The sequence below is a fragment of the Bradyrhizobium sp. LMG 9283 genome (assembly GCF_045571415.1).
Taxonomy (GTDB): domain Bacteria; phylum Pseudomonadota; class Alphaproteobacteria; order Rhizobiales; family Xanthobacteraceae; genus Bradyrhizobium.
The window spans coordinates 1707387-1730690 of record NZ_CP120691.1 but is presented as its reverse complement, the minus strand read 5'-3'; the positions used below and the strand labels follow the sequence as shown (position 1 = coordinate 1730690).

The 23304-nt window shown below is 65.2% G+C and carries 21 protein-coding genes and 1 pseudogene; 13 read left to right on the top strand and 9 right to left on the bottom strand.

Annotated elements, in window-relative coordinates; genetic code table 11:
* Positions 1 to 104 precede the first annotated feature (104 nt).
* Together P6U29_RS08165 and P6U29_RS08160 are read left to right on the top strand one after the other, a co-directional pair.
* Positions 105 to 749 carry a helix-turn-helix domain-containing protein gene (locus tag P6U29_RS08165; RefSeq protein ID WP_407117109.1) on the top strand — a complete coding sequence of 215 codons (645 nt, stop codon included), beginning with the start codon at positions 105 to 107 and terminating at the stop codon, positions 747 to 749.
* Positions 750 to 1018: 269 nt separating this feature from the next.
* Positions 1019 to 2183, top strand: a pseudogene (locus P6U29_RS08160) (IS110 family transposase).
* A gap of 534 nt (positions 2184 to 2717) precedes the next feature.
* Here the strand turns inward: P6U29_RS08160 and P6U29_RS08155 are convergent.
* Positions 2718 to 3983, bottom strand: a complete 1266-nt coding sequence (locus tag P6U29_RS08155) for a D-amino acid dehydrogenase (protein WP_407117108.1) — start codon at positions 3981 to 3983, stop codon at positions 2718 to 2720.
* A gap of 65 nt (positions 3984 to 4048) precedes the next feature.
* Positions 4049 to 5377, bottom strand: coding sequence for an aspartate aminotransferase family protein (locus P6U29_RS08150; protein WP_407117107.1), 1329 nt, complete (start codon positions 5375 to 5377; stop codon positions 4049 to 4051).
* Between the two features lie 147 nt (positions 5378 to 5524).
* Here P6U29_RS08150 and P6U29_RS08145 point away from each other — a divergent pair, with 147 nt between their 5' ends.
* On the top strand, positions 5525 to 6073 hold the full coding sequence (locus P6U29_RS08145) for a cupin domain-containing protein (RefSeq protein WP_018646206.1): 549 nt from the start codon (positions 5525 to 5527) through the stop codon (positions 6071 to 6073).
* 73 nt (positions 6074 to 6146) lie between these two features.
* Here P6U29_RS08145 and P6U29_RS08140 read toward each other — a convergent pair whose 3' ends face one another.
* From P6U29_RS08140 to P6U29_RS08130, 3 genes are read right to left on the bottom strand one after another with little or no spacing between them, the layout of a single operon-like run.
* Positions 6147 to 8408, bottom strand: coding sequence for a xanthine dehydrogenase family protein molybdopterin-binding subunit (locus tag P6U29_RS08140; protein WP_407117106.1), 2262 nt, complete (start codon positions 8406 to 8408; stop codon positions 6147 to 6149).
* On the bottom strand, positions 8401 to 9456 hold the full coding sequence (locus P6U29_RS08135) for an FAD binding domain-containing protein (RefSeq protein WP_407117105.1): 1056 nt from the start codon (positions 9454 to 9456) through the stop codon (positions 8401 to 8403). The genes P6U29_RS08140 and P6U29_RS08135 overlap by 8 nt, the downstream gene beginning before the upstream one ends.
* Positions 9453 to 9950, bottom strand: a complete 498-nt coding sequence (locus P6U29_RS08130; protein ID WP_407117104.1) for a (2Fe-2S)-binding protein — start codon at positions 9948 to 9950, stop codon at positions 9453 to 9455. The genes P6U29_RS08135 and P6U29_RS08130 overlap by 4 nt, the downstream gene beginning before the upstream one ends.
* 253 nt (positions 9951 to 10203) lie before the next feature.
* Here P6U29_RS08130 and P6U29_RS08125 point away from each other — a divergent pair, with 253 nt between their 5' ends.
* Positions 10204 to 10836 (top strand): TetR/AcrR family transcriptional regulator, encoded by a 633-nt coding sequence (locus P6U29_RS08125; protein ID WP_407117103.1) that lies wholly within the window; start codon positions 10204 to 10206, stop codon positions 10834 to 10836.
* Positions 10837 to 10889: 53 nt separating this feature from the next.
* Entirely contained in the window at positions 10890 to 11297 is a 408-nt protein-coding gene (locus tag P6U29_RS08120; RefSeq protein WP_407117102.1) for a DUF4864 domain-containing protein, read from the top strand.
* Here P6U29_RS08120 and lspA read toward each other — a convergent pair.
* Together lspA and P6U29_RS08110 are read right to left on the bottom strand one after the other, a co-directional pair.
* A complete protein-coding gene (gene lspA / locus P6U29_RS08115; protein ID WP_407117101.1) occupies positions 11294 to 11755 on the bottom strand; it encodes a signal peptidase II in 462 nt (153 codons plus the stop codon). The genes P6U29_RS08120 and lspA overlap by 4 nt on opposite strands.
* A gap of 80 nt (positions 11756 to 11835) precedes the next feature.
* Complete coding sequence (locus tag P6U29_RS08110; protein ID WP_407117100.1) at positions 11836 to 13101, bottom strand: MFS transporter; 1266 nt, start codon at positions 13099 to 13101, stop codon at positions 11836 to 11838.
* Between the two features lie 162 nt (positions 13102 to 13263).
* Between P6U29_RS08110 and P6U29_RS08105 the strand changes: the two genes are divergently transcribed.
* The 8 genes from P6U29_RS08105 to P6U29_RS08070 all read left to right on the top strand — a co-directional run bounded on the left by P6U29_RS08105 (position 13264) and on the right by P6U29_RS08070 (position 20587).
* Positions 13264 to 13689, top strand: a complete 426-nt coding sequence (locus P6U29_RS08105) for a hypothetical protein (protein WP_407117099.1) — start codon at positions 13264 to 13266, stop codon at positions 13687 to 13689.
* 72 nt (positions 13690 to 13761) lie between these two features.
* Positions 13762 to 14055 (top strand): hypothetical protein, encoded by a 294-nt coding sequence (locus P6U29_RS08100; RefSeq protein WP_407117098.1) that lies wholly within the window; start codon positions 13762 to 13764, stop codon positions 14053 to 14055.
* The gene (locus P6U29_RS08095) at positions 14052 to 15479 is read left to right on the top strand and encodes a TolC family protein (protein ID WP_407117097.1); all 1428 of its coding nucleotides are present in this window, start codon (positions 14052 to 14054) and stop codon (positions 15477 to 15479) included. Before P6U29_RS08100 ends, P6U29_RS08095 begins: the two co-directional genes overlap by 4 nt.
* Before the next feature lie 13 nt (positions 15480 to 15492).
* A complete protein-coding gene (locus P6U29_RS08090; RefSeq protein WP_407117096.1) occupies positions 15493 to 16830 on the top strand; it encodes a copper oxidase in 1338 nt (445 codons plus the stop codon).
* 32 nt (positions 16831 to 16862) lie between these two features.
* On the top strand, positions 16863 to 17318 hold the full coding sequence (locus P6U29_RS08085) for a cupredoxin domain-containing protein (protein ID WP_407119274.1): 456 nt from the start codon (positions 16863 to 16865) through the stop codon (positions 17316 to 17318).
* 17 nt (positions 17319 to 17335) lie between these two features.
* On the top strand, positions 17336 to 17638 hold the full coding sequence (locus tag P6U29_RS08080) for a copper-binding protein (protein ID WP_407117095.1): 303 nt from the start codon (positions 17336 to 17338) through the stop codon (positions 17636 to 17638).
* Between the two features lie 312 nt (positions 17639 to 17950).
* On the top strand, positions 17951 to 20092 hold the full coding sequence (gene flhA, locus P6U29_RS08075) for a flagellar biosynthesis protein FlhA (protein WP_407117094.1): 2142 nt from the start codon (positions 17951 to 17953) through the stop codon (positions 20090 to 20092).
* Between the two features lie 294 nt (positions 20093 to 20386).
* Positions 20387 to 20587, top strand: coding sequence for a hypothetical protein (locus P6U29_RS08070; RefSeq protein WP_407117093.1), 201 nt, complete (start codon positions 20387 to 20389; stop codon positions 20585 to 20587).
* A 266-nt stretch (positions 20588 to 20853) separates the two neighbouring features.
* On the opposite strand, the gene P6U29_RS08065 is transcribed toward P6U29_RS08070, so the two are convergent.
* Positions 20854 to 22074 carry an NAD(P)/FAD-dependent oxidoreductase gene (locus tag P6U29_RS08065; protein WP_407117092.1) on the bottom strand — a complete coding sequence of 407 codons (1221 nt, stop codon included), beginning with the start codon at positions 22072 to 22074 and terminating at the stop codon, positions 20854 to 20856.
* Positions 22075 to 22192: 118 nt separating this feature from the next.
* Positions 22193 to 23152: an AraC family transcriptional regulator gene (locus P6U29_RS08060; RefSeq protein WP_407117091.1), complete on the bottom strand. Its 960-nt coding sequence runs from the start codon at positions 23150 to 23152 to the stop codon at positions 22193 to 22195.
* Positions 23153 to 23304: the final 152 nt, after the last annotated feature.

Genomic DNA, 23304 nt, shown 5'->3' with positions numbered 1-23304 from the left:
GGCCTATTTTCACCAATATGAAAATTTGGTCACACTTTTGCGGACGATGCAAGTGGTTTTCATGCAGATGAAGGAAGCGGTCTGACGTGAGCGGTGGCAAAAGGATGCGCAAATCGGCCGCCGCAAAGCCGGTCAGGAAGGTGAAAGCCAAAGCCGTCGCCAAGCCGGCCGAGCCGGCGATGGACGTCGCGGTCGGCCGCCGCATCCGGGATCTCAGGCGGGTCAGGCAATTCTCGCTGGAGACGGTCGCGGCGCGCACCGATTTGTCGATCGGTTTTCTCAGCCAGATCGAGCGCGGGCTGTCGTCACCGTCACTGCGCGTGCTGGCAACGCTCGCCGACGTGCTCGGCGTCGGCATCGCCGCGCTGTTCGGCGCAAGCCCGAGCGCCGACGGCGCATCGGACCAGGTGGTGACGCGCGGACTGCAGCGCCCCGAACTGAAGCTCTGGCGGACCGGCGTCTCCAAACAATTGCTGAGCCCGGCCAGTGCGGACAACAAGCTCAACCTGTTCCTGGTGCATCTGGAGCCGGGCGGCTCCACCGGCGACGAGCTCTACACCCACGACGGTGAAGAGGCCGGGCTCGTGCTCGAAGGCGAGATGATGCTGACGGTGGACAGCGAGACGTGGTCGCTGAAGACGGGCGACAGCTTTCGTTTCGCGAGCCGAAGGCCGCACCGGTTTTCGAATCCGGCGAATGATGCGAAGGCGGTGGTGTTGTGGGTGAATTGTGTGACGGGGGCGGGATAGCTGCTCTCCCTCTCCCCGTTCTTACGGAGAGAGGGCTGGGGTGAGGGGCTACTTCCGCAAAGATGGTAGCGGCGGGACTCGCGGAGGCTCCCCCTCACCCGGAATTTGCTACGCAAATTCCGGCCTTCCCCGCACGCGGGAAGAGGCGAAGAGAACCGAAACGCCTCCACAACGTCATTGCGAGCGCAGCGAAGATTCCATGGGGAGTGGATAGCGACCGGGTCTGAGGCCAGACTGAGGTTGCTGAAGCACTCAACCTGGAGACAACGATGTTGCTCGATCATCTTTCCGACGGACTGGCCGCTATCCGGACGCAGATTGGCGCAATTTTTGTGTCATTGGAACTGAGCCGTTCGACATGGCTGGTTACATCGCTGTCGCCCGGCAAGGGCGAGAAGATGTCCAAACACAGCGTGAAGGCCGGCGCTATTGCGGAGCTTTTGAAGCTCTTTGCAGCGCTGAAGCGTAAGGCCCAGGCGCGAACGGGCGAGAGTTATCCGATCATCACCATCCAGGAGGCGGGGCTGGATGGGTTCTGGCTTCACCGCACTCTGCAGTCGGAGGGCGTCGAGAGCTACGTGGTCGATCCGGCCTCGATCGCGACGCCGCGCCGACGCCGGCGGGCCAAGACGGACCGGTTGGACGGCGAGACGCTGTTGCGGTCGCTTCTGGCCTACAAGCGCGGCGAGCCACGGGTCTGCGCGATGGTCGTTGCCCCCTCTCCGGAAGAAGAGGACCGCCGCAGGCTTTGCCGGGAGCGGCGGACCTTGATCGCGGAGCGGATCGTGCATGTGAACCGGATCAAGGGTGTTCTGTTTGCGCAAGGGATATTCGACTACGTGCCGCTGCGGCGCGATCGACGGACGCGGCTCGAGGCCTTGCGCACGGGGACGGGCGGCTGCTGCCGGCGCATTTGAAGGCGCAGATCAGCCGCGAGCTCGACCGGCTCGAACTTCTGCTCGACCAGATCGCGGCGGTAGAGCGCGAGCAGGATGCATTGCTGGCTGCAAGCCGACCAGCAGGCGAGAAGGCTGCATCGAACCCGGTCGCGATGCTGCTCGACTTGAAGGGCCTGGGCCCGAACTTTGCTGCCATTCTCTGGTCGGAGGCCTTCCACCGTCAGTTCACCAACCGCCGCCAGGTTGCGTCCTATGCGGTCTTGCGGCCACGCCATGGCGCAGTGGCGGCATTGAGCGTGAGCAGGGCGTGTCGAAGGCCGGCAATCCGCGCCTGAGAACCACGATGATCCAGCTCGCCTGGCTGTGGATACGTCACCAGCCTCAATCGGCTCTGACCCAGTGGTTCAAGGCCAACAGCCAGCGCGGCCGCAAGCGCACAATCGTGGCGCTGGCGCGCAAGCTGCTCGTGGCCCTGTGGAAATACGTGACCGCCGGCGTCGTGATCGAGGGAGCCGTGGTGAAGCCCGGCGCCTGACACCACGCCTCTCAGCCTCAAAACCAATCCGCCGAGGTTGATCAGCCTCGGCCGATCCGGGTGGACGAACCGATGGATTGCATGGCTTCAAACGCCGTAACGAAGAAGGGTCTCGTCCTCTCGAGCCTGCCCGCCGCAAGCGGAATGTTGGTGCAGTCGCCACCGCGCAACGACCGAATGTGAGTTTGATCTGGCATGCAAACCAGATTGCCAAAACCGGCTCGACCCTTGGATCGCCAACCATAGGAGTAGTTCACGCCGCACTTCCCGACCCAACGAGCCTGAAGGCGTGCTCGCTCAGGTCAAGGCCAAGCCGCTTCGCGGCGGCCCTCACGGGCCGGTCTTGACCTGATCTGCGCGCGCCATCCGAAAAGTTCCGCGGTCGGGACGAAGAGCTGGCCTGCAATCGAACAAAGAGCTGACCATAAACCTTGACACATCAAATCCCCATGTGAGCAATCCAGAGTCTCATCGCGGAAACAGGCTGGATTGCTTCGTCGAAGGGGCTCCTCGCAATGACGAGCGGATAGAGCTTTAGCCAAACCGGTGCTTGTACCGCTCCACCGAAAGCACACTCACGTCGATCTCCGGCTTCTTGCCCGACAGCATGTCGGCAAGCACGCGCCCCGAGCCACAGGACATGGTCCAGCCGAGCGTGCCGTGGCCGGTGTTGAGGTGGAGGTTGGCGTATTGGGTCGGGCCGATCACGGGCGGGCCGTCCGGCGTCATCGGGCGCAGGCCGCTCCAGAATGTCGCCTTGGCGAGATCGCCGCCCCGCGGGAACAGGTCGGTCAGGGAGTGATCGAGCGTGGCGCGGCGTGCATTATAGAGCTTGTCCGAATAGCCCGAGATCTCGGCGGTGCCGCCGACGCGGATGCGATTGCCGAGGCGGGTGATCGCGACCTTGTAGCTCTCGTCCATCACGGTCGATTCCGGCGCGCCCGAGGCGTCCTTGATCGGCACCGTGATCGAATAGCCCTTCACCGGATAGACCGGCAGCGAAATGCCGAGCGGCGCCACCAGCCGCGACGACCAGCTGCCGAGCGCGAGCACGTAAGCGTCCGCCTGCAACAGGCCGGCGCTGGTCGCGACACCGCTGACGCGCGAGCCCTCGGTGACGATGCGATCGATGCCGGTATTGAACAGGAAGCGCACGCCGAGCGCCTGGGCATGCTTGGCCAGGGATTGCGTGAACATGTGGCAGTCGCCGGTCTCGTCCTGCGGCAGACGAAGCCCGCCGACGAATTTTTCCTTCACGCCTGATAGCGCCGGCTCGACCGCGATGCAGCCCTCGCGGCTCAGCACTTCGAAAGGAACGCCGTATTGCTTGAGCACGGCGATGTCCTCAGCCGTGCCGTCGAGCTGGGCCTGGTAGCGGAAGAGCTGCAGCGTGCCCCGTGAGCGCTCGTCATACTGGATGCCGATGTCGCGGCGCAGATCGCGCAACGCATCGCGGCTGTATTCCGCGATCGGAATCATCCGGCTCTTGTTGACCGCATAACGCGCGCTGGTGCAGTTGCGCAGCATCTTGAGCAGCCAGACCCACATCACCGGATCGAGCTTCGGCCGGATCACCAGCGGGCCGTGCTTCATCAACAGCCACTTGACCGCCTTCACCGGCACGCCGGGGCCGGCCCAGGGCGAGGAATAGCCGGGCGACACCTCGCCGGCATTGGCGAAAGAGGTCTCCAGGGCCGGCTCCGGCTGACGGTCGACGACCGTCACCTCATGACCGGCACGAGCGAGGTAGTAGGCAGAGGTGACACCGATGACACCGCTGCCGAGGATCAGAACTTTCACGCTTGGTCAAACTCCCGCGGCGCTCGCCGCTGCAAGGAAACAACTCGCAACGGCGAGAGCAATTATCAGGCCACCTTCTTGATGGCGTCGCCGAGGATCGAGACCATCTGATCGATGTGGCTCTTCTCGACGATCAGCGGGGGCGACATCGCGAAGCTGTCACCGCTCATGCGCAGGTAAAGGCCGGTGTTGAAGCAGTCGACCATCACGTCATAACCGCGCGCGCCGACCACACCGTCGCGCGGCGCCAGCTCGACCGCGCCCATCAGCCCGCAATTGCGGATGTCGACAACATTGGGCAGGCCCTTCAGCGAATGCAGCGCATCGCGCCAGTATTCGGCGATCGAGGCACCGCGCGTCAGCAGGCCTTCGTCCTTGTAGATGTCGAGCGTCGCAATACCTGCGGCGCAAGCGGTCGGATGCGCCGAATAAGTGTAGCCGTGGAACAGCTCGATCTGGTTCTCCGGGCCGGTCATCAGACCGTCATGCACCTTGCGGCTCGCGAACACCGCGCCGCACGGAATGGTGCCGTTGGTGATGCCCTTGGCCGTCGTCATCAGGTCCGGCGTGACGCCGAAGAAATTGGCGGCGAACGGCGTGCCGAGGCGGCCGAAGCCTGTGATGACCTCGTCGAAGATCAGGAGGATGCCGTGCTTGTCGCAGATCTCGCGCAGGCGCTGCAGATAGCCCTTCGGCGGCGGCAGCACCGCGGTCGAACCCGGCACCGGCTCGACGATGACGGCGGCGATCGTCTCGGCGCCGTGCAGCGCAACCAGACGCTCGAGGTCGTCGGCGAGCTCGGCGCCATGCTCGGGCAGGTCCTTGGCGAAAGCGTTGCGGGTGAGATCGTGGGTATGGCGGATATGGTCGACGCCCGGCAGCAGGGTCGCAAAGGCGCGGCGGTTGGCGACCATGCCGCCGACCGACGTGCCGCCGAAGCCGGCGCCGTGATAGCCGCGCTCGCGGCCGATCAGGCGGGTGCGGCTCGCCTGGCCGTTGGCGCGGTGATAGGCGAGCGCGATCTTCAGCGCGGTGTCGACCGATTCCGAACCGGAATTGGTGAAGAAGACGCGGTCGAGCCCCTTCGGCGCGATCTCGGCGAGACGCTCGGCGAAGTCGAACGCCAGCGGGTGGCCCATCTGGAACGACGGCGCGAAGTCCAGCGTCATCAGCTGGCGCTCGACCGCGGCGGCGATCTGCTTGCGGCCGTGGCCGGCATTGACGCACCAGAGCCCGGCGGAGCCGTCGATCACCTGGCGGCCGTCGACGCTGGTGTAGTACATGCCCTCGGCCGAGGAGAACAGGCGCGGCGCCTTCTTGAACTGCCGGTTCGCCGTGAACGGCATCCAGTACGAATCGGTCTTGATGGTGTTCGGGATCTGATGAAGGGTCACGGCCGCGCTCCTTTGCTGACTCCATAGCTGAGCCACGGCTTGGAAACCGCAACAAGTCCTTTTCTGGTGGCCTGCAAGCCATTGATTTGACTGGGGCTGCCGGTCCATATTTGCGCGATCCGCAACACCTGCAACAGGGCTTGGGCTATGAGCGTCGACATCGGTGGACGGCTACGATTCATCCGGGCGCGCCACAAGCTGTCGCAGCGCGAGCTGGCCAAACGTGCCGGCGTCACCAATTCGACGATCTCGCTGATCGAATCCAACCAGATGAACCCCTCGGTCGGCGCGCTCAAGCGCATCCTCGACGGCATCCCCATGGGCCTCGCCGAGTTCTTCGCGCTGGAGCCGGAGTCGAGGCGCAAGATCTTCTACCGCGCCGAGGAGCTGACCGAGGTCGGCAAGAAGCCGATCTCGTATCGGCAAGTCGGCGACAATCTGTTCGGCCGCAGCCTGCAGATCTTAAAAGAGCGCTACGAGCCCGGCAGCGACACCGGACGCGTGCATCTCGTCCATGACGGCGAGGAAGGCGGCATCGTGATCTCGGGCAAGCTCGAGGTGACGGTCGAGGACGAGCGCCGCATCCTCAATCCCGGCGATGCCTATTATTTCGAGAGCCGGCGCCCGCATCGCTTCCGCTGCGTCGGCGGCAAGCCGTGCGAGGTGATCTCGGCCTGCACGCCGCCGACGTTCTGACGCGCGACCGAAGGCGCTCCGCAGGATGATGAACTGACCGGCGGAGCAAGAAGATCTCGCCCCGCCTTCTGCCTCAACGCTGCACCAGCAATTCCTCGATCCGGATCGGAAAGCGGCGGACGCGCACGCCGGTTGCGTGCCAGACGGCGTTGGCGACCGCGCCGGCGCTGCCGGTGATGCCGATCTCGCCGACACCCTTGATGCCGAGCGCATTCACGTGCGGATCGTGCTCCTCGACCGTGATGACGTCGAGCGGCGGCACGTCGGCATTCACGGGGATGTGGTACTCGCCGAGATTGGCATTCATGATCCGGCCGCTGCGCCGGTCGGTAATCGCTTCCTCGTGCAGTGCGAAGGACAGGCCCCAGATCATGCCGCCGAACAGCTGGCTCTGTACCATGCGCGGATTGACGATGCGTCCCGCCGCGAAGGCGCCGACCATGCGGGTGACGCGGACCTGGCCGAGCTCGGGGTCGACCTTCACCTCGGCGAACACTGCGCCGTGGGCGTGCATGGCATATTCCTCCATGGCCGCAGGGTTCGGCGCGCCGGTGCCGCGGGCCTCGACCTCGGCAACGCCGACGCGCGCCAGGATCTCGGCATAGCTCTCGCTCCGACCGTCGTCGTCGCGCCGGATCAGCCTGCCGTCCCGCGCGATCACGCCGGCATTGCCGGCACCGAACAGCGGCGAGCGCTCATCATTGGTGGCGAGATCGGCGAGCTTTGCGATCACGGCCGCGCCGGCATTGTGGATCGCGTTGCCGGCCGTCGCGGTGTGGGCCGAGCCGCCGGCGATGCCGCCGTCGGGCAGGTCCGACGTGCCGGACCTGAACTCGACGCGGTCGGCATCCAGACCCAGGCCATCGGCCGCGATCTGCGCCAGCGCGGTCCAGGCGCCCTGCCCCATGTCGTGCGCGCCGATCTCCATCACGCCAGAGCCGTCGCGGCGGATCACCGCGCGCGCTTCGGCCTGGAACATGAGCGCCGGGAACGTCGCGGTGCCCATGCCCCAGCCGACCAAGAGGCCGGCATCGTCGCGCATCTGCCGCGGCTGAAGCGGACGCTTCGCCCAGCCGAAGCGCGTCGCGCCCTGCTCGTAGCAGGCACGCAATGCCTTAGACGAGAACGGTTTGCCGGAGATCGGCTCGACCTCGGCGTAGTTCTTGAGGCGGAAGGCGAGCGGATCCATGCCGCAGGCCCAAGCCATCTCGTCGATCGCGCTTTCGAGCGCGATCGAGCCGGTCGCCTCGCCCGGCGCACGCATGAACAGCGGCGTGCCGGTATTGACGCGCACCGCATCGTGTGAGGTGCGGATCGCGGGCGCCGCGTAGAGCGCATGCGAGGCGCCGGCGGCCGGCTCGTAGAAATCGTCGAACGTGCTCGATACCGTACGGGCATGGTGGTCGAGCGCGGTCAGGCGCCCCTCGTCGTCGGTACCGATGCGCAGCCGCTGCCGCGTCGGCGCGCGATGGCCGACTGGGCCGTACATCTGCTCACGACGCAATACCAGCTTGACCGGCCTGCCGACCAGCTTTGCCGCCATGACACCGAGGATCTGCGGCCCGGTCAAGAACCCCTTCGATCCGAAGCCGCCGCCGAGGAATGGGCTCCGGATGTGGATCTTCTCCGGCGCAAGGCCGAACAGCTCGGCAACGCGGCCGCGCGCCATCACCATGCCCTGGCTCGGCGTGTCGATCGAGAGCTTATCGCCCTCCCAGCGCGCGACGATCGCGTGCGGCTCCATGGCGTTGTGATATTGCGGCGGCGTCTCGTAGGTCGCGCCGATCTGCTTCTCGGCAGCGGCAAGGCCCGCCTCGACGTCGCCGTGGTGATGTTCGCTGGGATTGCCGACGCCGACCACGGGCGGCACGAAGGTCTCGCCGGCATCGAGCCCGACCAGCGGCGGCAGTTCATCATAGCGCGGCGCAAGCAGGGCAGCGCCTTCAGTCGCGGCTTCCAGCGTCTCAGCGATCACAACGGCGATCGGCTGATTGGCGTAGCGAACCTCATTGCTCTGCAACACCTCCATCCTGAATACGAATGGATTGGTCTTGGTATCAGGAGCGACCGCGAGCTGTGGCTTGTGGTCTGGCGTCATGATGTCCACGACACCGGGATGGCGCTTGGCGGCAGCGACATCGAGCGAAACGACGCGGCCGCGCGCGATGCTGGAGACCGCCATCACCGCAAACAGCATGCCGGGCGGATGATTGTCGGCGGCGTAGGTCGCCCGTCCCGTGACCTTGAGGATGCCATCACGGCGGGTCATTGGCTGGCCGATATTCGAGCCGTGCCGCAGATGGGCGGGAGCGCTGGTCAGGTTGAGCTCAGGCATGGATGGCTCCGGAGGTCGAGGCAAAGGGAGAGGCCGGCAGCGCGGGGATACGCGCAGGCGTACCGGCTGCGGCGAGTAGCAGCGCGCGCACGACGATGCGGCGCGCGAGCTCGATCTTGAAGGCGTTGTCGCCGGACGGTTTTGCGTCGGCGAGCGCGCGCCAGGCCGCCTCCTGGAACGCGTCTGCCGTGGGCGCAACATTCCTGAGCACGTCCTCTGCTGCGCGAGCGCGCCAGGGCTTTGCGGCGACACCACCGAGTGCAAGCCGCGCCTCCGCGATTCTGCCGTTCTCGATCCGCAGCGCGGCGGCGGCCGAGACGACAGCGAAAGCGTAGGAGGTGCGCTCGCGAACCTTGACGTAGCGCGCATGCGCGGCAAAGCCGCGCGCGGCGGGCGGCAGGCGCACCGCGACGATGAGATCGCCGGGCTCGAGCGCGGACTCGCGCTCGGGCGCGTCGCCCGGCAGGCGGTGCAGTTCGTAGAGCGCGATCTCGCGCCGGCCGTTCCTGCTCTCGATCTCCACGACCGCGTCGAGCGCGACCAGGGGCACGCAGAAGTCGGACGGATGCGTGGCGATGCAGCTCTCGCTCCAGCCGAGCACGGCATGGCTGCGGTTCTCGCCGCCGCGGGCATCGCAGCCGGAGCCCGGCTCGCGCTTGTTGCAGCGGCTGGCGGTGTCGTAGAAATACGCACAGCGTGTCCGTTGCAAGAGATTGCCGCCGACGGTCGCGGCATTGCGCAACTGAGCCGACGCTCCGGAGAGCAGCGCTTCGGCCACCGCAGGATACGATCTCGCGAACTCGGCATTGTGCGCGAGGTCGGCGTTGCCGACGAGTGCGCCGATGCGCAACGAACCGTCGGCGAGAGTCTCTATGCCATCGAGTCCATCGAGATGCGTGACGTCGACCAGGCGATCCGGACGGCTGACGCCGCCCTTCATCAGGTCGAGCAGGTTGGTGCCGGCGGCGAGATAGACAGCGCCCGGCTGGGCCGCGGCGGCAACGGCTTCAGCGATCGTGCCGGGCCTGACATAATCGAACTGTTTCATGCGGAGCGCCTCTGATTGGTCTCGTCCAGGCCGGCCTGCGCTTCCAGCACGGCATCGACGATGCCGACATAAGCGCCGCAGCGGCAGAGATTGCCGCTCATGCATTCGCGGACGCGTTCGGGATCATTGCCGGCCTGGCCTTCGCGCATCATGCCGATCGCGCTCATGATCTGGCCGGGCGTGCAGAAGCCGCACTGAAAGCCGTCATGGGCGATGAAGGCGGCCTGCACCGGATGAAGCTGGTCGCCGCGTGCGATGCCTTCGATGGTGAGGACGTCGGCACCGTCGTGGCTGATGGCGAGCGCAAGGCATGAGTTGATGCGCTTGCCGTCGACGAGAATGGTGCAGGCGCCGCACTGGCCGCGGTCGCATCCTTTCTTGGTTCCGGTCAGATGGAGGCGCTCACGCAGGAGATCGAGCAGCGTGACGCGGGGATCGTCGAGGACGAAGTCGCGCCGCGCACCGTTCACGGTGAGGCTGATGGAGTGGTTCATACAAGGCTCCGATCAGATATGGACATGAATGATCGCGCGGCGCGCCACCGCCGTGGCCGCCGTCGATACCGCGCCGCCCGAACATGATGCGGCCCGACGCTTGAGCGAAGATACGGAGGCACCCTCCGTTTAACAAGAGCCGCGGAAAGATATTTGGAATCCGTCGAAAGCCCGTGCGCAAACAACGCGATGCGGCTCGCCAAGGGTTCAAGAAGTGTTCAATCTAACCAATTCGTGATCTACATTGCGCACCATGGACGACCAGACCGACCACACCCGCAAGCCTCGCGCCGACGCCGTGCGCAATCGCGAGCGCGTGCTCGAAGCGGCCAAGACCGTGTTTAGCGCCGGCGGCCCCGAGGCGAGCCTGGAGGCGGTGGCCAAACGCGCCGGCGTCGGCATCGGCACGCTCTACCGGCATTTTCCGACGCGCGAGGATCTGTTCGAGGCGGTGTACCGGCGCGAGGTCGAGCAGCTCAGCGAGCTCGCAGAGCAGTTGAAGAATGCCAAGGATCCGGTCGATGCGCTCAGGCGCTGGCTGCGCTCCAACGTTGAGTTCGTCGCGACCAAGAAGGGCATGGTGGCAGCCCTGGCGCTCGCGGTGCAAAGCGGGTCCGAGCTGCACGCCTTCTCGTTCGATCGGCTGACGAAGGCGATCGGCTCACTGCTTGACCGCGCAGTCGCGGCCGGCGAGATGCGCGCCGACATCAGCCCCGAGGACTTGCTGCGCGCGTTCTTCGGCATGTGCTACATCCATGACCAGCCCGGCTGGCAGTCAACCGCGCTGCGGCTTCTCGACGTGTTCGTCGACGGCCTGCGCGTGCAGCCAGAGTCCAAGGCGCGCGCAGCCAGGCCAGCGAAATCGGCGCCAAGGCGGAAGCGGTAGGCGCGGAGATGTGCTAGCATCGCGGCCGCCGGGATATCAACGCGGAGCCTGTCATGCGCATCGCAGGCTTGGTCGTCGCCCTCACGATTGCCCTTAGTCTCCTCGCCGCACGCGCTGACGATGTCACGGCGGCGCAAGGCGTGATCCGCGCCCAGGAGCAGGCCTTCATCCATGACGATGCGAGCGCCGCCTATTCCTATGCCGCACCGGCAATCAAGCAGATCTTTCCCGCCCCCGACATCTTCATGTCCATGGTGCAGAACGGCCACGCGCCGGTCTATCGTCACAAGAGTTTTGAGTTCGGCGACAGTAAGATCGAGGGCAGCTCGGTTGCCCAGCGCGTTCACATCATCGATGCCAATGGCGAGGCCTGGGAGGCGCTTTACACGCTCGAGCAGCAGGCGGATGGAAGCTACAAGATCACCGGCTGCTCGCTGCTGAAGGCAGGACAGGCGGTTTAAGCCGTCTCCAAGAATAGCGACAACATGGTCGCGCTGGCGCCCAAGGTGATTGCAGTGTCTGCGACATTGAATATGGCGAACGACCAGGACTTGTAAGAGAGATGGACGAAGTCGATCACCGCGCCAATCCGGGCGCGATCCAACATATTGCCGAACGCGCCGGCAATGATCAGGGCGAGTCCAGTTGTCAGGATCGGCTGATTCGGCGGCACGCGGTGGAGCCACAAAGCCAACAGTCCGCAGGCGAAAAGCGATAGGCCAACCAAGGGCCAACGCTGCACGTCGTCCGCGAACCGCAGGATGCTGAACGAGATGCCTTTGTTGTAGGACAGCAGGAAGTCGATTGACGGCAATGCGCCTGGCGCAAAAATGATTCTCGGGCGATCCGGCTCCAGCCAGCCAACAACGAGTTGCTTCGTGCCCTGATCCAGCAACACGACGGCAATAGTCAGCCACATCCAGCGGAGTGACGGTACCCGCGGCATGTCAAGATGTTCCGGGTTGCATCGATACGACCTCGCGCCGACGGGGCCGCGTTTCAGGTCGCGAAGCCTGCCCCTGCCCTGGTCGCGTTCATGCGCGAGCGGATCAGCAGCGTCAAGACGATGCCGATATTGAGGGCATTCCACGCCACGCCGTTGGCGAACGCCGCAGCGTACGAGCCGGTGGCATCGAAGATGACACCGGACACCCAGCCGCCGAAGGACATGCCGAACACGGACGCAAAGATCACGATGCCGACGCGCGTCGCGGCCTCGCTCGCCGGCATCGCCTCGCGCACGATGATGGCGTAGCTCGGCACGATGCCGCCCTGGAACAGGCCGAACATCGCGGAGATCAGATACAGCGAGGTGAGGCTGTCGAAGAACAGATAGAACACCAGCGCAAAGCCCTGCGCCAGCGATCCGACCAGCAGCGTGCGGATGCCGCCGATCTTGTCGGCAAGATAGCCGGAGCCGATCCGGCTGATGATGCCGCAGCCCATCATCAAGGACAGCATCTCGGCGCCGCGGGCGACGCCGTAGCCGAGATCGCCGCAATAGGCGACGATGTGCACCTGAGGCATCGCCATCGCCACGCAGCAGGAGATGCTGGCGATCGAGAGCAGCACCGTCAGTGTATTGGTCGACAGCTTGAGATCGACCCGCGGCGGCGGTGCGTTGGCATGATCGCGGATATGGTCGTTGCCCATCTGCGCGCGCAGGATCAGCACCAGCACCGCCATCAGGCCGGCGCAGACGATGCCGATGCCAATGTGGGTATAGCGCCAGCCGATCTCCTGTGTGCCCCAGCTCACGATCGGCGGCCACATTGTTCCCGCGACATAATTGCCGCTGGCGACGATGGTCACGGCCAATCCGCGATAGCGCTCGAACCAATGCGAGGCTTCCGCCATCAGCGGCGCGAAGGTGGCCGAGGTGCCGAGCCCGATGAGGAAATACGCCGCCACGAACTGCCAGAGCTGCGTCGACAGACCCGCGAGCACGTTGGCAACGCCGAGGAAGGCAATGCTGATCGCCATCGCCGGCACGATGCCGAACCGGTCGGTGATCTTGCCGGCGATCACGCCGCCGAGCCCGAAGCCGAACATCATGAGGGTGAAAGCCAGCGACACCGCGCCGCGCGTGGCGCCGAATTCGGCCTGCACCACGGGAATCACGACCACGACCGCCCACATGCCGACAGCGCCGATCGAGCCGATCACAAGCGCAATGACCAGGCGCACCCAGGCCTGGCGGGAGTCAGGGGTGAAGGACGCAGGTGTTTGTCCTGGATGATTTGGCGCGTGCACGGGCCGGACCATGGCCCGCGGATCGCCGCATGGTCAAGCATCGTGGCGCGATATTGGGCATGCGCGGTGCACTGCGGTAAGAAGAGCTTGGCGAATGCGGGTTTTGCCATTAGTTTGCAATCAGCGTGTGCAACATTGCCGCGCGGAGAGCCTATCGGCGGAATGTTGTTGCGATTGACGCGATCGTTGCGGATCAGGGTGGGGCGGATCATCGCCTTCGCCTATCTGTTCTGCGTGCTCGCGCCGGCAGCAAGCCTTGCCTGGGGCAATGCCATTGCGCCGTGCCTTGACGACGCACGCCGCACAGATCCCGTGTCGGCGCATCACCAGATGAGCCATGTGCATGGCGATGCCTCGCACGAGCATGCGGGAACCCACGCTCATCACCAGACGGCCGCGAAGGACGCGCCCACACCGCATCACCAAGACGGCAAGGGAACAGTGGGCCCGTGCTGCGCGATGATGTGCGTCAGCGCGCTGCCGGCCGATCTGCCTGATGTCGCCAATCCGCTTCTGCCCGTCTCCGCTTGCGCACCCGATATCGTGGCCGGCCTGCACGGCGCGGCGCCGCCCCAGCACTATCGTCCCCCCATCGCCTGATCTGACGCGACGATTTCGGGCCGAGCGCGCTTCTGCGCGCGCGAACCTGTGGTCTCCAGATCAAGGACTATCATGTTTACGCTTTCCGGGGCGAAGTCCGCCGCATCTGCGGTGCGTCGACGATATTTTCGATTCAATTGGCTGCTGCTCGCCTTTGCTGCGCTGGCGCTGTGCGGCTGCATGCCGGCAACGACCGAAGTTGCCAGCGCCGACCCCGCCGATCCAGCGGCGAAGGTGGCGCGCATCGGCTATCGCTCGACCATCGCGGCCTATACCAGCCTGAGGCCTGCAACGCCGGTGCCGTGGCGCGGCCGCAACGACGCGGTGACGCCGCAGCCGAAGCAGACCGGTAGGAGCGCGCCTTGACACGCCATCTTGCGCGAAGCCTGCTCGTCCTCACCGCGCTCAGCATTTCCGGCTGCGCCGCGTTCTCGCCCGACAGCGGCATGACTGATGTGTCGGATCTGACGAGCCAAGCCATCAACAAGGATGTCGCCTTTGTGCGAACCGCCGAGGGCGCCAGCGCAGTCGACGTGCGCGTGCGCCAGCTGCTGTCGCGGACGCTGAGCGCAGACGCTGCCGTGCAGATCGCGCTGCTCAACAACAAGGGCTTGCAAGCCGCCTATAACGAGCTGGCGCTGGCGGAGACCGATCTCGTCGAGCAGAGCCTGCCGCCCAATCCGGTGTTCTCGATCTCGCGGATATCAGGCAATGGCGCCAGCGAGATCGAGCGCCAAGTGGTCGGCGACATCCTCGCGCTCGCCACCCTGCCGTTCCGCTCCGACATCGCCAGTGACCGCTTCCGCGGAGCGCAGTTGCGCGCTGCCCTGGCGACGCTGCGGCTCGCCGCCGACGTGCGCCGCGCCTACATCCGCACGGTTGCCGCCAACGAGATGGTGGCGCTGCTGACCGACGCGAAGGCGACGGCGGAATCGACCGCACAGCTTGCGGTCAAGCTCGGCGAGACCGGCTCGCTCAACAAGCTCGACCAAGCCCGCCAGCAGGTGTTTTACGCCGAGACCACCGCCGATCTCGCCACCGCGCGGCAGGCGGCGACGAGCGCGCGCGAAAGGCTGGCGCGCCTGATGGGGCTGTGGGATGACGGTCTCGACTTCCGCCTGCCCAATCAACTGCCGCCGCTGCCGCGCCGGCCGCTGGCCTTGCCCACGATCGAGGCCGATGCGGTGACGCATCGCATCGACCTGCAGATCGCACGGTTGGAGCTGACGGCGCTGGCCAAGGCCCTGAACCTCACCGAGGCGACGCGTTTCGTGACGCTGCTGGATCTTGCCGGCATTTCCCGCCGCACTCGGGATCCGGAAGGGCCGCCATTCCGCGAGCGCGGCGTCGACGTGCAGTTCCAGATCCCGATCTTCGACGGCGGCGAGGTGCGCGTGCGGCAAGCGGCCGAGACCTACAACCTCGCCTTCAACCGCTTGACCGAGCGCGCCGTCAACGTGCGTTCGGAGGCGCGCGATACTTATCGCGTCTACCGCTCCGCTTACGACATCGCCAGCCATTACCAGCGCGAGATCATCCCCTTGCGCAAGATCATCACCGAGGAGATGCGGCTGCGCTTCTCCAGCATGCAGGTCGATATCTTCGCGCTGCTCACCGAGTCGCGGCAGCGTCTGGCCTCGCTGCGCGGCGCCATCGACGCCAGGCAGAGATTCTTCCTCGCCCAGGCCGACTTGCAGACCGCCGTCAATGGTGGCGGCGCGCCGGCAGCCGGCAGCGACAATCCAACCACCATCGCCGCGGCAGCACCTGCCGATGGCGGCGGCCACTGAGATGGAGGCCAGGATGTTTTCCCGCCGAGGATTTTTGGGCACCGCCGCGCTTGCCGGCGCGTCGGCTATTCAAGGCCGCGTCCAGGCCGCTTCGATTCCGGAAGCACCCACCATGGACAAGGTGGTGATGCAGCCGCCGCTGCATCCGATCAGCGGCCCGGACTATCGCCCCGTCGTCACGCTGAACGGCTGGTCGCTGCCGTTCCGCATGAATGGCGACTGGAAGGAATTCCATCTCGTCGCCGAGCCGGTGGTGCGCCAGTTCGCCGAAGGCATGACGGTGAATTTGTGGGGCTACAACGGGCAATCGCCGGGGCCGACCATCGAGGCCGTCGAAGGCGACAAGGTCCGCATCTTCGTTACCAACAGACTGCCCGAATACACCACCGTGCACTGGCACGGCATGATCATTCCGAGCGGCATGGACGGCGTCGGCGGATTGAACCAGCCGCACATCCAGCCCGGCAAGACCTTCGTCTACGAATTCGAGATGAAGAAGAGCGGAACGTTCATGTACCACCCGCATTCCGACGAGATGGTGCAGATGGCGATGGGCATGATGGGCATGGTCGTCGTGCATCCGCGCGACCCGAACTTCCGCGCCGTGGACCGCGACTTCGTCTTCGTGATGAGCACCTATCGCGTCGACCCCGGCACCTACCTGCCGCATGTCAACGAGATGACCGATTTCAACATGTGGACCTGGAATGCGAGGGTATTTCCCGGGATCGATCCGCTGCCGGTCAGGCTCGGCGACAAGGTACGCGTGCGCATGGGTAACCTCAGCATGACCAATCATCCGATCCATCTGCATGGCCACAGCTTTGCGATGACCTGCACCGACGGCGGCTGGATCCCGGAGAGCGCGCAATATCCGGAGACGACCACGGACGTTCCGGTCGGCGCAGTGCGCGTGTTCGACGTGCTCGCCGACAATCCCGGCGACTGGGCTTTCCATTGCCACAAGTCGCACCACACCATGAACGCGATGGGGCACGATGTGCGCAACCTGATCGGTGTGTCGCGCAAGGATCTCGCGCGGGCCGTCGGCAAGCTCGCGCCTGACGGCATGGCCATGGGCTCGGCCGGCATGGCGATGGGCAACATGGAGATGCCCGCGCCCGACAACACGCTGCCGATGATGACCGGCACCGGCCAGTTCGGGCCGATCGAGATGGGCGGCATGTTCACCGTGATGAAGATCCGCGAGGACCTCGCGCGCGACGATTACCGCGATCCAGGTCCGTACAAATTCCCGCAAGGCACCGTCGCCTACGAGGTCACGGCGCCGGCCGCAGAGCCGGCAAGGCAAAAACCGGGCAGCCCGCCGATGAAGAACATGAAGATGTGAGCGTTTCGATGAACCACCAACTGGAGACCATGATGAAGACCGCTATCAAGCTCGGCCTCGCGCTGGCTGCGCTTTCGATCGTACCGGCCTTTGCCCACGACAAGCACAGTCACGGGACCTTTTCGGCCGGCGAGCCCGGCGATCCCAACAAGCCCGCGCGCACGATCGAGATCCTGCTCAACGAGATGGACTACTCACCCGCCCGGATCGAGGTCAAACGCGGCGAGCAGATCCGCTTCGTGCTGCGCAATGTCGGCAAGGAGGACCACGAATTCCTGCTCGCCACACCTCAGGAGAATCTCGCGCATGCCGTTGAGATGAAGAAGCATCCGCACATGGAGCATGACGATCCCAACGGCGTGCGCCTCGCCCCAAGCAAGACGGCCGAGATCCTCTGGAAGTTCAGCAAGCCCGGCACGTTCGAATATTCGTGCCTCATTCCCGACCACCGCGACTACGGCATGGTCGGCCACGTCACCGTGAAGTAAGGCGAAAGGAGACTTCCATGAACCACATCATCCGTATCACCACGGCGCTGGCGCTGACGTTCAGCGCTGCCACTGGAGCTTTGGCGGCCGGGGCTGCCGCGATCAACGGTGAGGTCAAGAAGATCGATGAGGGCGCCGGCAAGATCACGCTCAAGCACGGACCGGCGAAGAGCCTCGGCATGGATGAGCCGATGACCATGGTCTATCGCGTCAAGGACGCAGCGATGCTCAAGCAGGTGAAGGTCGGCGACAAGGTGACTTTCGAAGCCGAGGAGGCGACGTCGGGCTACACGGTGACGAAGATGGAGAAGGCGAAGTAGGACGCCTCCCCGTCCACGTCATTCCGGGGCGGTCCGCAGGACCGAACCCGGAATCTCGAGATTCCGGGTTCGATGCTCCGCATCGCCCCGGAATGACACCTTGGGGTTCCTCCCCGCCCCCTCCGTTAACCCTTTGCTAACCATACACCGGGCAAAAATTGCCGGGTGAAGTCGAGTGTCGTCGGCCGCGTTTAGAACGGGAGAGCCCCCGTGGACGCCAGTGCGGTGCCTCACTTTCGGAACGGCGGCCCATCGGCCGCCGCGCAGACGTTTGGGGCGCGCGGACGGCAGTCGCGCGGGGAGGCAGCTACCATGGTCGACGTCACCGCGGGACAAGGCGTAGGCAGCGCCAAGCCCGGCATCCCCTCCCTCAACGAGATCGTCACCATCCTCAAGCGCGGCGACATCGCGCTGGCGCTCGGTATCCTCACCATCCTGGTGGTGCTGATCCTGCCCCTGCCCGCGATCGTGCTGGACCTGTTCCTGGCGATCTCGATCACGCTCTCGATCCTGATCCTGATGACGTCGCTGTTCATTCAGGCGCCACTGGAATTCTCCGCCTTCCCGACCATCCTCTTGATCTCGACCATGCTGCGCCTGTCGCTCAACATGGCCTCGACCCGCCTGATCCTGTCGCACGGCCACGAGGGCACGGCTGCCGCCGGTCACGTCATCGAAGCCTTCGGCAGCTTCGTGATGGGCGGCAATTTCGTCATCGGCATCATCGTCTTCGCCATCCTGATCATCGTCAACTTCGTCGTCATCACCAAGGGTTCGGGCCGCATCGCCGAAGTCGCCGCGCGCTTCCACCTCGACGCCATGCCCGGCAAGCAGATGGCGATCGACGCCGATCTCTCCGCCGGCCTGATCGACGAGAAGGTCGCCAAGGAACGGCGCAAGGAGCTGGAGGACGAGAGCGGCTTCTTCGGCGCCATGGACGGTGCCTCCAAATTCGTTCGCGGCGATGCCATCGCCGGCCTCTTGATCGTCTTCATCAACGTCGTCGGCGGCATGATCATCGGCGTCGCGCAGCAGGGCATGTCCTTTGCCGACGCCGGCCGCAGCTACACGCTGCTGACCGTCGGCGACGGTCTCGTCACCCAGGTACCGGCTCTGATCGTCTCGACCGCGGCCGGCCTGCTCGTCTCCAAGGCCGGCGTATCAGGCGCCGCCGACAAGGCGCTGATGAAGCAGTTCTCCGGCTATCCGCAGGCGCTGGCGATGTCCTCGGCGGTGATGCTGGTGCTGGCGGCGCTGCCGGGCATTCCGACCATCCCCTTCCTCGCGCTCGGCGCCGGCGCCGGTGCGCTGGCCTGGCACGCCCGCAACCACAAGAAGACCGCCGTCAAGGCCGAGGAAGCCGCCAAGGCCGCGCCCGCGCCGGGGATGCCGGGTGCGCCCGGTGCTGCGGCGACCGAAGAGCCGATCTCGGCCGCGCTCAAGATCGACGACCTCAAGATCGAGCTCGGTTATGCGCTGCTGCCGCTGGTCAACGGCCCTGATGGCACCGATCGCCTCACCGAGCAGATCAAGGCTCTGCGCCGTTCGCTCGCGATCGAGATGGGCTTTGTGATGCCGGCGGTGCGCATCCTCGACAACGTCCAGCTCGAAGCCAACACCTACATCATCAAGATCAAGGAGGTCGACGCCGGCATCGGCAAGATCTGGCCGAACCAGTTCATGGTCATGGACCCCGGCGGCAGCCAGGTGCAGGTGCCCGGCATCCACACCACCGAGCCGACCTTCGGCCTGCCCGCGACCTGGGTCGATGCCAGCCTCAAGGAAGAGGCCTCGCTCAAGGGCTACACCGTCGTCGACGCCGCGACCGTGCTCTCGACTCATCTCACCGAGCTGCTCAAGGCCAACATGTCGGACCTCTTGTCCTATGGCGAGGTGCAGAAGCTGCTCAAGGAGCTGCCGAAGGAGCAGAGTGAGCTGGTTAAGGACATCGTCCCGGGCCAGGTTACGGTCTCCGGCATCCAGCGCGTGCTGCAGCTGCTGCTCGCCGAGCGCATCTCGATCCGCGACCTCTCCACCATCCTCGAAGGCATTGCGGATTCGCTCGCCTTCTCGCGCAATCCGACCACCATGGTCGAGCACGTCCGCGCGCGCCTCGCGCGGCAGATCTGCGCGCAAAACACCTCCTACGCCGGCTATCTGCCGCTGATCGCGCTGTCGGCGAAATGGGAGCAGGCCTTTGCCGAGTCGATCATCGGCCAGGGCGAGGAGCGCAGCCTCGCGATGCAGCCGTCGAAATTGTCGGAGTTCATGACCGCCGTGCGCGAAGCCTTCGAGCGCGCCGCCCGCGAAGGCGAGGCGCCGGTGCTGGTCACCTCTGCGGCAATTCGTCCGTTCGTGCGGTCCCTGGTGGAGCGGTTCCGGGCCCAGACCACCGTGCTGTCGCAAGCTGAAATCCACCCTAGGGCGAGGTTGAAAACGGTCGGAAGCATCTGATTTGCCTGAAGAAGCCGTGTGTTTTTCGGCCACATGCAAATGGTTTTTGAGTTCCTGGCGCCTTGTCGACCAAGGAGAGAAAAAGCGCCTGGCAGGCACATTACAGCTTTGAAATAATTATAAAAAAGAACGATGGGGGATCGCTTTTGATCGCGATCTTTCACGTCCTGTCACGCCCTTGTGATCGCCCCTTGGGAACGAATCCCGTCAATACTAGGTTGTTGGGCACCGGAAGCATGAACCTGCCTGCACGGGCGGGCGACTACTTCGGGTAGATGGCGGCAGGAGGCTTCCATGAACCACTCGATCTACAGCGCTGATCGCGCGACCCATTTGAAAATTGTGGTCGTCGCCCTCGTCGCAGGGATCGCGGTGGCTGGCCTCGGCATCACGGCGCGCTCGGGTTCGGATGAAGGCCTGACCCAGACCGCCCGCGTCATCAAGGCCGGCAAGCCGGTCATTGTCACCAGTTCGGACGCGTCCCTCGTTCGCTGAGGAGATCTGACGAGTTTTGTGAATTCACGCGGCTCTTTACCAGCCCCCCAAAGTCGCCACGTGGATATGTAGACGACCCCAACCCCAAGTCGACTACAGAAAGCGCCCGCCCCCCACGGGCGCTTTCTCACGTTTGGACCTTGTCATTCCGAGCAACGCGAAGCATCCAGAGTCTTTCCGCGAAAACATTTCTGGATTGCTTCGCTTCGCTCGCAATGACGGAGCAAGGCGCGAAGCCTTCATCTGCCAACGAGCATTCACTATTCCTACCTCGCCCCATATGTCGGCGGCGGCGCCTGCACGATCGGCGCGGCAGCTGCGAAGAGTTCGGCCTTGCTGCCGGTCAGCGGCGGATAGATCCGCTTGCGATTGATGGTCTGTTTGGTCGCCTTCGCAGCCACGCCGGTGGCGCGCACCTCGCGATCCCACCCCTCGGTGTAGAGCGCGCCCCAAGCGCCGAGATCGAGTACCGTCACGTACCAGTCGATCCGCAGCGACAGCATCGGCAGGCCGGCGAGATCGGCCACCACATTGTGGCCGGCGAAGCGGCCCATGGGGCGGGCGAACTGGCAGGACATCACGGTCGGATGCAGCCCGTCGATCACGCTCGAGGCAACATCGCCGGCAGCGAACACGCCGCCGACATCCGCAACCCGCATCAAGGGGTCGACGAGGAGCCGGCCGAGGCGATCGCGTCCGCCTGGGAAGCTCGCTGCCAAAGAGCTTGCACGCATGCCCGCACACCAGATCACCGTCTGCGCCGGAATGAACTCGCCCGAGTTCAGGCGGATGCCGGCGGCCTCGATCGACGCGACACGCGCACCGAGCCGCGTCTCGATATCGAGCGAAGCCAAGGCCGTCTCGATGACGGGACGCGCATGCGCGCCGATGCTGGCGCCGACCGCCGGATTGGGATCGAGCAGGATGATGCGGCGGCTGCCGGTGATGCCCGCACGCGCCAACCGGTCGGGCATCTCGGCTGCGACCTCAATGCCGGTGAAGCCGGCGCCGACCACCACCACCGTTGAACGTCCCGGCGACGGCGCGCTGCGTCCAAGCGAAACCAGATGATCTTCAAGGCGGAGCGCCGCGGTATAGCTATCGACGTCGAAAGCGTGCTCGGCGAGACCGGGAATGTCGGGGCGCATCACCTCGCTGCCGAGCGCCAGCACGAGACGGTCATAGCCCAACATCGCCTCGCCGCTGCTGGTGACGAGCGCAATTTCGTGCCGCACCGGATCGATGGCCTCGACCTCGCCGAGGCCATGGCTGACACCGATCGGATCGAGCAATTGCCCGAGCGGAAGTGCGATCTCGCTAAGGTCGGCCTCGTAATTGCGCACGCGGATATTGTGATAGGGATTGCGATCGACGAGGTGGATCTCGATGTCGCGGTCGCTCGCGCCGATCTCGTCGCGCTTGCGCGCAGCGCCGATGGCCGCCCACAGGCCTGCAAACCCGGCGCCGAGCACGACGATACGCGCCATGACCGCCTACTGCACTTTCCAGAGGAATCCTGCGGCCTGCCCGCGGAGACATATATATAGCTCAACAACCGGCATCGACCAAATGCGGCAGCGCCGCGCCGCTGCACGATATCGCGACTTACGCCTCGCGCAGTTCCGACGGCGTCGCGCCGAAGCGCTTGCGGAAGGCGCGGTTGAAATAGGACAGATCGGAGAAGCCGGAGGAATGCGCGATGTCGCTGATCTTGCGCGCCCTGGCGCGGGGATCACCGAGCAGCTTGCGCGCGTGGAGCAGGCGCTGCTCCAGCACGAATTCGGTGAAGGTGGTGCCGGCCTGCTCGAACAAGCGCTGTGCCTGGCGCGGGCTTAGCCCCGAGCGCGTCGCGACTTCGGACAGGCAGAGATCATTGCGGCCGAGTGCGGCCATCACGTCGGCGCGCATCAGATCGAGGCGAGCCGCCGCCTGCCCCCGGCCGCGTGCGCGGCTTGCATGCTCCGCATCAGTGCCGAGCAGGAGGCCGACGAGATCGACCATGTGCTGCGCGGTCAGGCGCTGGCCGACCGCATCGAGATGCGGCGCGTGGTTGGCGGCGAGCGCATGGTAGCGGAAGATGGTCTCGGCGACCGCACCGTCTGAGAGCACCTGCGAGAGCTTGTCCTCGGCACGCGGATTGATGTCGAGCAACGCACGGCGCGGCATGCGAATGGAGGTGAAGCGGTCTGCATCGGTGTGGCCGACGGTCCCGGTCACGCCCATGTCGACGAGCACCATCTGTGCGGGCGCGAGCTCGACGGTATGGCCGTTCTGCCCAACGCGGACGAGCCCCGCATGCGCCGCGATCAGGACGAGATCGTCACTGCCGTCGGCAAGGTGGCTCTGCGTGCGGGAATATTGCGCGGAGGCGCCTTCCGGAATGGCGAGCGCGATGTTGTCGATGACGCTGATCTGCAGCCGGCAATCGATGCTGTCGCCATGGCTCGGCCCGATATCGAGGCCGCAGGTACCGACGGCCCGCTCGCGCCAATGTTCGAATGCGGCGCCGTGTGGCAGGCCTGCATATTGATGAATGAAGATGCCCGGCGTTCTCGCTGCATCCATTTGATTTTCTCGCCCTTTCCGGCACCACGGACTTCAAATTCCGGGGATTTGACGCGGCGAATTGAGCGGAGGTTCAAAGCGGGAGCGGATTCGGCGGGACTTGTCGGGATGCGACAGCAGGATGGACCGTAGCGACAGGGACGTAGCCCGGA